This is a genomic window from Enterobacter cloacae complex sp. P29RS, from assembly GCF_014893445.1.
In the GTDB taxonomy this organism is placed as follows: Bacteria; Pseudomonadota; Gammaproteobacteria; order Enterobacterales; family Enterobacteriaceae; genus Enterobacter; species Enterobacter intestinihominis.
Genome location: NZ_JADBPZ010000018.1, coordinates 101,984 through 111,698, shown reverse-complemented (window position 1 = coordinate 111,698; position 9,715 = coordinate 101,984). Strand labels below are relative to the sequence as shown.

Below are 9,715 nucleotides of genomic sequence, written 5' to 3'. Positions count from 1 at the left end.
ACTACGACCGAAAAACCCAGAGTGTGCTCCGGATAGACTGAAAAGTGTTACCTATGTTCCCGGTCTGATCTGTTACCTATGTATCCGGTCATACAGTAGCGCCACCGGGCGATGGGCATCAGGCTACGGTAGTCCAGGCGCAAGCAGAACCGCTAACCTCACGCCTGCCGACGCAGCGGCGCTTCGCGCAAAAACCACGACAGCACAAACGCCAGCACCATAATCCCCGCCGCCAGCATGAACACCGCATGGATCGCCGAGCCGAACGCATCCAGATAGTCCAGACGCAGGGCATCAGGCAGATGGTGTATGGCAACGGGATTAAGTTCGCGCGGCAGTTCCGCCCCTTCCGGCAGCCTGTCGGTCAGCCCTGATTGCAGAATATGGGTGAACACCGCGCCAAACAGCGCAACGCCAATCGCCCCGCCAATGGAACGGAACAGCGTCACCCCAGAGGTCGCTACGCCGTATTGATCGGCTGACACGCTGTTCTGCACCGCCAGCACCAGCACCTGCATCACCAGTCCCAGCCCCATGCCCAGCACGCCGGTAAACAGGTACAGCTGCCAGGTTGGGGAGGTGATTGAAATGCGCGTCAGTAACGCCATCCCCACCACGCCGAGCAGCGTGCCGAGGATCGGGAACAGACGGTATTTCCCGGTGCGGCTGATGATGCGCCCGCTGATGATGGAGGTGAGCAACAGCCCGCCCATCAGGGGGATCAGCTGCAAGCCGGCCTGCGTTGGCGTGGCGTCTTTCACCACCTGTAAATAGAGCGGCAGGAACGTTACCGAGCCAAACAGGGACATGCCGATGATAAAGCCAATCAGGCTACAGAGCAGGAAGCTGCGGTCGCGGAAGAGCGACAGCGGGATAATCGGCTCCCACGCCAGCCGCTCTTCGTAAATAAACCCGGCGATCCCCGTCAGGCCGAAGGCCAGAATGCACCACAGCTGCGGGTCGTTCCATTGGCGGATCGTACCGCCCTCGGTGGTAAACAGAATGATGCACAGCAGCGCCATGCTGAGGTAAATCGCCCCCAGGTAATCAATCTCATGCTTGCTGCGCCGCGCGCTGCCGTGGAATACCGCGCCAATCACCAGCAGCGCAAACAGCCCCAGCGGCAGGTTGATGTAGAAAATCCAGCGCCAGGATGCGTGCTGAACGATAAACCCGCCGATCAGCGGCCCTATCACCGTCGCCAGGCCAAACACGCCGCCAAACAACCCCTGATAGCGACCCCGATCGGCAGGCGGGATCACGTCCGCCACGGCAGCCATGCTGATCACCATCAGACCGCCGCCCCCCAGCCCTTGCAGGGCGCGCATCAGCACCAGCTGGGTCATGTTCTGCGCCAGACCGCACAGCGCGGACCCTACAAGAAACAGCACAATCGCGATTTGCAGAACGATTTTTCGGCCAAACAGATCGCCGAATTTGCCATACAGCGGCACCACGATGGTCGAACTGAGGATATAGGCTGTCACCACCCAGGAGAGCTTATCCAGCCCGCCCAGCTCACCGACGATGGTCGGCAGCGCGGTGGAGACAATGGTCTGATCCAGCGCCGAGAGCAGCATCACCAGCAGGAGCGCGCTGAACAGCAGCTTAATCGACGGCGCCTTTTTCGCAGGTTGAGTCATTACGTCGGACTCCATAAGAGATCGCTTGAAATTAATTAATCGAATAATTAATATTCAGGTAAGTTATGGATAAGATCAAGAGACAGCGTGACCGTGCCAGCACTAAAAGACAATTCTGAACCCCGCCGTCCCGGACGTCCGCGCGGCGGCAAGCGCGTTACCGCCAGCCGCGAACAGCTGCTGGACATCGCCCTGAACCTCTTCTCCCGCCAGGGGATCGCCAATACGTCGTTGAACGCTATTGCCCGCGAAGCCGGCGTGACGCCCGCCATGCTGCACTACTACTTCAACTCCAGAGAACAGTTACTGGATGCGATGATTGAGGAGCGCTTCCTGCCGTTACGTGAGCGGATCGGGGCGATTTTCGCCGACAACCGGGATTCGCCGGTGGATGCCCTGACGGAAATGGTCAGGGTGCTGGCCGAACTGGCGGAAAAGTATCGCTGGTTTGCCCCGCTGTGGATGCAGGAGGTGATCGGCGAGATGCCGGTACTGCGTACGCATTTGCAGGAGCGCTTTGGCGATGAGAAATATCACACCACGCTGGCAACCATCAAAGGCTGGCAGCAGGAAGGAAAGCTGAATCCGGCGCTGGCCCCCGAACTGCTGTTCACGACGCTGCTGAGCCTGGTGCTGGTGCCTTTCTCTCGCATGCGCAATGACGAGAGGCTTAATGCCCTCTCGCCGGAGATCGTTGTGCGCCACGTGTTAGCCGTGATCGGCAACGGGATCGGCGGTTAAAGATCCCTGGTCAGATAGTGTCTCTGCATTCCCTGATAAGGGTAATCCTGCAAGGACATCTGCACCTGATAACCCTGTTTTTCATAGAACGGACGCGCCTGGAAGCTGACCGTATCCACCAGCGCGTGACGACACCCTTTACGACGGGCCTCCTCTTCAGCCGTTTTGATCAGCTGGCTGCCGACGCCCGTTCCCCGCACCCTGTCGCTGACCCACAGAAAGTCGATATTCAGCCAGTCGCCTTTACGTACGCCGATTAACCCGCCCAGCATGATGCCGTTGTCGTCCCGCACATATACGCCAATATCGCCACTAAACGTCGCCAGATCTAAATACTGCGCGTTATAGGCTCTTAGCCCCGTTAATAATTCTTCTTTTTCTTCAGCCGTGACTTTATCTGTAATGCTCAGGTGCATAAATCTCTCCTTATTTTCAGCGCAATCTGAATATCTCACAGCTTAACCTTCATAAAAACTCCTTATTTCCTCCATTGTTTAAACAAGGAAATATTCATTCAATATGTAAATAAAAAAAACCTTTCCAATAGGCTCCGAAAACGTATAATGAGAACGATCATTCTCACTTTTTACGGTAGCCGACGATGAGCACAAAGCTGGAAGAACGACAAAAACTACGGCAGGACGAAATCATCACCGCCGCGCGCCGCTGCTTTCGCGCCAGTGGATTTCACGCTGCCAGCATGTCGCAGATCGCCAGCGAAGCCAGGCTCAGCGTCGGACAAATCTATCGCTATTTCAGTAACAAAGACGCGATCATTGAAGAGATGATCCGGCGCATTATCGACTCACGTATTGAGGAGATGCAGGGCAAAACCCTGGTTGAAGGGATGCCGCAGGCGCTTGCCTGGCGCCAGACGCTTAACGAAGATGATGACGCGCTAATGCTCGAAATGTCCGCAGAGGCCACGCGCAATCCGCTGGTGGCAAACATGCTGATCGAAGCCGAAGCCCGCATGTTCGCCAACGCCTGTGAGCACCTGAAAAAGCAGTTCCCCCACCTGAGCGATGAGCATATTCGCTGCTGCGTGGAGATTACCGCCGTGATGATCGAAGGCACGATTTACCGTCGACTCACGCCTTTAAAAGTACCGTCAGAACAATTAGAGCCCATATACCAGAATATTTTAAATATGCTTTTCTCTGCGAAGTAATCGCATGTGAATAATTAGCGGAAATAAGTAATTTCCCTTTTTTCATTTCTGGCTCTGCCAGAGATGCGAGATCGCTGTGCTTTTAATTAGCCCTCCTCCCTGTTAAGCGATTAACAGGGCAGGCTTCGTTCACCCTGGAAAAAGATTATGAAAACCATAACAACCTCCATCGCAGCATTACTCCTCCTGACAGGGTGCGATAATGCGCAAACATCTGCTCCCCAGCGTCCTCTTCCGGAAGTGGGGATTGTCACACTCATGAGCCAGCCGGTGTCCGTGGTCAGCGAGCTGACCGGCCGCACCGCCGCCGCGATGAGCGCCGAAGTGCGCCCTCAGGTGGGCGGCATTATTCAGAAACGGCTCTTCACCGAAGGCGATACGGTCAAGGCCGGGCAGGCGCTGTATCAGATCGATCCTTCCAGCTACCGCGCCGCTTATGATGAAGCTGCCGCCGCACTAAAACAGGCGCAGGCGCTGGTGCAGGCCGACTGCCAGAAAGCCCGGCGCTATGCGCAGCTGGTTAAGGATGACGGTGTATCACGTCAGGATGCGGAAGACGCGAAGTCCACCTGCGCGCAGGACAAGGCCAGCGTCGAGTCAAAGAAAGCCGCGCTGGAAAGTGCCCGCATTAACCTCAACTGGACCACCGTCACCGCGCCGATTGCCGGACGTATCGGCATCTCCTCTGTGACCCCCGGCGCGCTGGTGACCGCCCAGCAGGATACCGCGCTGGCCACTATTCGCGGGCTGGACAGTATGTACGTCGATTTAACCCGTTCCAGCGCCGATCTGCTGCGATTACGCAAGCAAACCCTCGCCAGCAACAGCGATACGCTGAACGTGTCGTTGATCCTCGAAGACGGCAGCAGCTACAGCGAAAAAGGCCATCTGGCGTTAACCGAAGTGGCGGTGGATGAGTCTACCGGCTCAGTCACCCTGCGCGCCGTCTTCCCGAACCCGCAGCATCAGCTTCTGCCGGGCATGTTCGTCCGCGCCCGAGTGGATGAAGGCATCATGAATGACGCGATCCTCGCGCCGCAGCAGGGCATCACTCGCGACGCCAAAGGTACCGCCACCGCGCTGGTGGTGAACGCCAGCAACAAGGTCGAGCAGCGTCAGCTGGAGACGGGCGACACCTATGGCGATAAATGGCTGGTGCTGAATGGCCTGAAGGCGGGCGATAAGCTGATTGTGGAAGGCACCGACAAAGTCACCGCCGGGCAGGAAGTGAAAGCTGAAGAGATGAAAACCAACGGAGGAAACGCCTGATGTTTTCCCGTTTCTTCGTGCGTCGCCCGGTCTTTGCCTGGGTTATCGCCATTCTCATCATGCTCGCCGGGATACTGGCGATCCGCACGCTGCCCGTTGCGCAGTACCCGGACGTTGCCCCGCCGTCGATCAAAATATCCGCCACCTACACCGGCGCCTCCGCACAAACGCTGGAGAACAGCGTGACGCAGGTGATCGAGCAGCAGCTCACCGGGCTGGATAACCTGCTCTACTTCACCTCCACCAGCAGCTCGGACGGTTCGGTGAGCATCAACGTCACGTTTGAACAGGGAACCGATCCGGACACCGCTCAGGTACAGGTGCAGAACAAAGTCCAGCAGGCGGAATCACGCCTGCCGACCGAGGTGCAGCAGTCCGGGATCACCGTCGAAAAATCCCAGAGCAACTTCCTGCTGATCATGGGCGTGTATGACAAAACCGATACCGCCAGCAGCTCGGATATCGCCGACTGGCTGGTGAGTAATATGCAGGATCCGCTGGCGCGCGTGGATGGCGTCGGCAGCCTGCAGGTGTTTGGCGCAGAATACGCGATGCGCATCTGGCTCGACCCGGCTAAGCTGGCGTCGTACTCGCTGATGCCCTCCGACGTGCAGAGCGCGATTGAAGCGCAGAACGTGCAGGTCTCCGCCGGTAAAATCGGCGCGCTGCCCTCGTCGAACGCCCAACAGCTGACCGCCACCGTTCGCGCTCAGTCGCGTCTGCAAACGGTCGATGAGTTCAAAAAAATCATCGTCAAGAGCCAGTCCAACGGTGCGGTGGTGCGCATCAGCGACGTCGCGCGCGTGGAGATGGGCAGCGAAGATTACACCGCCACCGCGAAGCTGAACGGCCACCCGGCGGCGGGTATGGCGGTGATGCTCTCGCCGGGCGCCAACGCGCTTAACACCGCCACGGCGGTAAAAGACAAGATCGCCGAGTTCAAAAAGTCGATGCCGGAAGGCTACGACGTGGCCTACCCGAAAGACAGCACCGAGTTCATCAAGATCTCCGTTGAGGACGTGATTCAGACCCTGTTCGAAGCCATTATCCTCGTGGTGGTGGTGATGTACCTGTTTCTGCAAAACATCCGCGCGACGCTGATCCCGGCGCTGGCGGTGCCGGTGGTGCTGCTGGGCACCTTCGGCGTGCTGGCGCTGTTCGGTTACTCCATCAACACCCTGACGCTGTTTGCCATGGTGCTGGCGATAGGACTGTTGGTGGATGACGCCATCGTGGTGGTGGAAAACGTCGAGCGTATTATGCGCGACGAAGGGCTGCCCGCCCGGGAAGCGACCGAAAAATCGATGGGCGAAATTTCCGGCGCGCTGATCGCCATTGCGCTGGTGCTCTCTGCGGTATTCCTGCCGATGGCCTTCTTCGGCGGCTCTACCGGGGTCATTTACCGTCAGTTCTCGGTCACCATTATTTCAGCGATGTTCCTCTCCGTGGTGGTGGCGCTGACCCTGACGCCCGCGTTGTGCGGCTCGATCCTGAATCACACCGCTCCGCACAAAAAGGGCTTCTTCGGCGCGTTTAACCGCTTCTACAGTAAGACCGAGCACGGCTATCAGAATAAGGTTCTGCGCGCCCTGCGCCGTTCCGGCGGCATGCTGGTGATCTTCGCCCTGCTCTGCGGCGCGATGGGGTTCGCCATGCTGAAACTGCCGGGCAGCTTCCTGCCAACCGAAGACCAGGGTGAAATCATGGTGCAGTACACCCTCCCTGCCGGTGCAACCGCGGTGCGTACCGCAGAGGTAAGCCGCCAGGTACGCGAGTGGTTCCTCACCAAAGAGAAAGCCAATACCGACGTGATCTTTACCGTCGAAGGTTTCAGCTTCAGCGGCAGCGGCCAGAACGCCGGGATGGCGTTCGTCTCCCTGAAAAACTGGTCAGAGCGTAAAGGCGAGGAAAACACCGCGCAGGCCATTGCCCTGCGCGCCACGCAGGAGCTGAGCGCCATCCGCGATGCCACCATCTTTGCGATGACACCGCCGGCAGTGGACGGTCTGGGCCAGAGCAACGGCTTTACCTTTGAGCTGATGGCGAGCGGCGGCACCGACCGCGACGCGCTGCTGAAACTGCGTAACCAGCTGATTGGCGAAGCGAATCAGGACAGCTCGCTGCACGCCGTGCGCGCCAACGATCTGCCGCAGATGCCGCAGCTTCAGGTGGATATCGATAACAACAAAGCCGTGTCGCTGGGGCTCTCCCTGAGCGACGTCACCGACACCCTGTCCAGCGCCTGGGGCGGCACCTACGTGAACGACTTCATTGACCGTGGCCGCGTGAAAAAGGTCTACATCCAGGGCGACAGCGACTATCGCGCGGTACCGTCGGATCTCAACAAATGGTATGTGCGCGGCAGCGACAGCACTATGACCCCATTCTCCGCCTTCGCCACTACCCGCTGGGAGTATGGCCCGGAAAGCCTGGTGCGCTACAACGGCTCGGCGGCGTATGAAATTCAGGGCGAGAACGCCAGCGGCGCCAGCTCCGGTACGGCGATGAGCAAAATGGAGCAGCTGGCGAATAACCTGCCGTCCGGCAGCACCTGGGCGTGGAGCGGTTTGTCGTTGCAGGAAAAACTGGCGAGCGGTCAGGCGATGAGCCTTTATGCCCTCTCCATCCTCGTGGTGTTCCTGTGCCTGGCGGCACTGTATGAGAGCTGGTCGGTGCCCATTTCGGTGATCCTCGTGATCCCGCTTGGGGTGCTGGGCGCGGCCATTGCCGCCTCCCTGCGCGGCCTGAGCAACGATGTCTATTTCCAGGTGGCGCTGCTGACCACCATCGGTCTGTCGTCGAAGAACGCCATTCTGATTGTCGAGTTTGCCGAAGCCAAAGTGGCCGAAGGCTACTCACTGACGCGCGCCGCCCTGCGGGCCGCCCAGACGCGTCTGCGTCCGATCATCATGACCTCGCTGGCGTTTATCGCAGGCGTGACGCCGCTGGCGATTGCCACCGGCGCGGGGGCCAACAGCCGCGTGGCGATCGGCACCGGCATTATCGGCGGGACGCTGGCCGCGACGCTGCTGGCTATCTTCTTTGTTCCTTTATTCTTTGTACTGGTGAAACGTCTGTTCTCCGGTAAGCACGCAAACCGGAGGTCATAATGTTTCGTGTAACTGTTTTAGCGTTAGCACTGCTGAGCGCAGGCTGTGTGTCATTAGATCCCACGTATCAGCGCCCGGACGCGCCCGTTCCGGCCACACTGCCCGGCGCGCACGGCGAAGCCAGCGCCGTGGTGAGCCAGTGGCAGCAGGTGATGAATGATGCGCGGCTGAAAAGCGTGGTGACGATGGCGCTCAACAGCAACCGCGACGTGCAAAAAGCGATTGCGGATATCGACGCCGCCCGTGCCCAGTATGGCGAAACGCGCTCGTCCCTGTTCCCGACGGTGGACGCGGAACTGAGCCACACCCGCAGCCGCACGCTGGCGAGCGGCGTCGCGACGAGCGACGAAGCCAACGGCACGGTCTCCAGCTTCGAACTGGATCTGTTTGGCCGCAACCAGAGCCTGTCGCGCGCCGCGCGTGAAACCTGGCTTGCCAGCGAGTTCACCGCGCAGAACACGCGCCTGACAATGGTCAGCGAGCTGACCACGGCCTGGGTGACGCTGGCGGCGGATAACAGCAATCTGGCGCTGGGGAAATCCACCCTGGAGAGCGCCGCGAACTCGCTCAAAATCGTCAAACGTCAGCAGGAAGTAGGTGTGGCAGCGGCCACGGACGTCAGTGAAGCGATGGCGGTTTACCAGCAGGCGCGCGCCAGCGTGGCGAGCTACCAGACGCTGGTGATGCAGGACAAAAACGCCCTTAACCTGCTGGCGGGCGATACGGTGCCCGAGAACCTGCTGCCCGGCACGCTGGAGAGCCTGAGCGATAACGCCATCACGCTGATCCCGGCGGGCGTCAGCTCCAGCGCGCTGCTGCGTCGCCCGGACATTCAGGAGGCGGAACATAACCTGCTGAGCGCTAACGCCAACATCGGCGCGGCACGCGCCAACTTCTTCCCGACCATTTCACTGACCGCCAGCGCGGGCGTCGGCAGCGATTCGCTGTCATCCCTGTTCAGCCACGGCATGAAGGTCTGGTCGTTCGCGCCGTCCATCACCCTGCCGCTGTTTAGCGGGGGCAACAATATGGCGCAGCTGCGCTATGCGGAAGCGGAGAAGAAGGGGCTAATCGCCACCTATGAGAAGACCATCCAGAGCGCGTTTAAGGACGTGGCCGACGCGCTGGCGCGGCGCGAAACGTTGAGCGAACAGCTTGATGCCCAGCGTGAATACGTGGCGGCGGAGCAAAAAACGCTGGATGTGGCGACGCGCAGTTACAAGGCTGGCGCGGGCGATTATCTGACGGTGCTCACCGCGCAGCGGTCGCTGTGGTCGGCACAGGAATCACTGATTGCCTTGCAGCAAACCGACCTGGAAAACCGCATCACGCTGTGGCAATCGCTGGGTGGAGGGGTTCAGTAACGGCCTGAGAGGGCGATTCTCATACCAGGTGAAAAGTAAATTCATACTTTCGGCTGGAATCGCCTGCCTGAATGTAACGATACATTTCAGGGAAAGCCTGTGACTTTACCGGAGGTCTCAATGAAATCTGCACACCTGGTTTGCCTGCTCGTTTGCCTGATTTTCGCTGCGTTTGTTCACGCGCAGGAGAAGAGCGCTCCGGAGAAAGAGGCCCAGATAAAACAGCAGGTCCTGAAAGATGTGAAGAAAACCTGTACCCCGCAGAAAAAGCAGAGCGATAAGGCCTGGCAGGCGATGATTTTGTCGTCTGAGGCCAATCAGCTGCTGATCAAAAATGCCATCACCGCCGTGAAGCGTGACAACCTGGACGCCTACTGGGATGCAGTAAGTCAGGTGGATTGTATGGAAGATTACTGA

At 59.0% G+C, this 9,715-nt stretch carries 8 protein-coding genes; 6 read left to right on the top strand and 2 right to left on the bottom strand.

Going from position 1 to position 9,715, the window contains the following annotated elements; all coding sequences use genetic code 11:
- Nucleotides 1–158 precede the first annotated feature (158 nt).
- Nucleotides 159–1,658, bottom strand: a complete 1,500-nt coding sequence (locus IM282_RS14880; RefSeq protein ID WP_192970521.1) for an MDR family MFS transporter — start codon at nt 1,656–1,658, stop codon at nt 159–161.
- A 78-nt stretch (nt 1,659–1,736) separates the two neighbouring features.
- Here IM282_RS14880 and IM282_RS14875 point away from each other — a divergent pair, with 78 nt between their 5' ends.
- The gene (locus tag IM282_RS14875; RefSeq protein WP_032622106.1) at nt 1,737–2,384 is read left to right on the top strand and encodes a TetR/AcrR family transcriptional regulator; all 648 of its coding nucleotides are present in this window, start codon (nt 1,737–1,739) and stop codon (nt 2,382–2,384) included.
- Here IM282_RS14875 and IM282_RS14870 read toward each other — a convergent pair.
- A complete protein-coding gene (locus IM282_RS14870; RefSeq protein ID WP_058646775.1) occupies nt 2,381–2,800 on the bottom strand; it encodes a GNAT family N-acetyltransferase in 420 nt (139 codons plus the stop codon). The two genes, IM282_RS14875 and IM282_RS14870, sit on opposite strands and share 4 nt — an antisense overlap.
- 185 nt (nt 2,801–2,985) lie before the next feature.
- Here IM282_RS14870 and IM282_RS14865 point away from each other — a divergent pair, with 185 nt between their 5' ends.
- From IM282_RS14865 to IM282_RS14845, 5 genes are all read left to right on the top strand, one after another.
- The gene (locus IM282_RS14865) at nt 2,986–3,555 is read left to right on the top strand and encodes a TetR/AcrR family transcriptional regulator (RefSeq protein WP_022646570.1); all 570 of its coding nucleotides are present in this window, start codon (nt 2,986–2,988) and stop codon (nt 3,553–3,555) included.
- Between the two features lie 147 nt (nt 3,556–3,702).
- Entirely contained in the window at nt 3,703–4,824 is a 1,122-nt protein-coding gene (locus tag IM282_RS14860; RefSeq protein WP_038414997.1) for an efflux RND transporter periplasmic adaptor subunit, read from the top strand.
- Nucleotides 4,824–7,934, top strand: a complete 3,111-nt coding sequence (locus tag IM282_RS14855; protein WP_032626664.1) for an efflux RND transporter permease subunit — start codon at nt 4,824–4,826, stop codon at nt 7,932–7,934. Before IM282_RS14860 ends, IM282_RS14855 begins: the two co-directional genes overlap by 1 nt.
- On the top strand, nt 7,934–9,298 hold the full coding sequence (locus tag IM282_RS14850; RefSeq protein ID WP_192970520.1) for an efflux transporter outer membrane subunit: 1,365 nt from the start codon (nt 7,934–7,936) through the stop codon (nt 9,296–9,298). Before IM282_RS14855 ends, IM282_RS14850 begins: the two co-directional genes overlap by 1 nt.
- Nucleotides 9,299–9,418: 120 nt before the next feature.
- On the top strand, nt 9,419–9,715 hold the full coding sequence (locus IM282_RS14845; protein WP_003861030.1) for a YicS family protein: 297 nt from the start codon (nt 9,419–9,421) through the stop codon (nt 9,713–9,715).

Bases quoted from the DNA above. Each gene is read 5' to 3' on its own strand.
- IM282_RS14845 (WP_003861030.1), top strand. From the start codon at position 9,419: ATGAAATCTGCACACCTGGTTTGCCTGCTCGTTTGCCTGATTTTCGCT.
- IM282_RS14870 (WP_058646775.1), bottom strand. From the start codon at position 2,800: ATGCACCTGAGCATTACAGATAAAGTCACGGCTGAAGAAAAAGAAGAA.
- IM282_RS14855 (WP_032626664.1), top strand. From the start codon at position 4,824: ATGTTTTCCCGTTTCTTCGTGCGTCGCCCGGTCTTTGCCTGGGTTATC.
- IM282_RS14865 (WP_022646570.1), top strand. From the start codon at position 2,986: ATGAGCACAAAGCTGGAAGAACGACAAAAACTACGGCAGGACGAAATC.
- IM282_RS14850 (WP_192970520.1), top strand. From the start codon at position 7,934: ATGTTTCGTGTAACTGTTTTAGCGTTAGCACTGCTGAGCGCAGGCTGT.
- IM282_RS14880 (WP_192970521.1), bottom strand. From the start codon at position 1,658: ATGGAGTCCGACGTAATGACTCAACCTGCGAAAAAGGCGCCGTCGATT.
- IM282_RS14860 (WP_038414997.1), top strand. From the start codon at position 3,703: ATGAAAACCATAACAACCTCCATCGCAGCATTACTCCTCCTGACAGGG.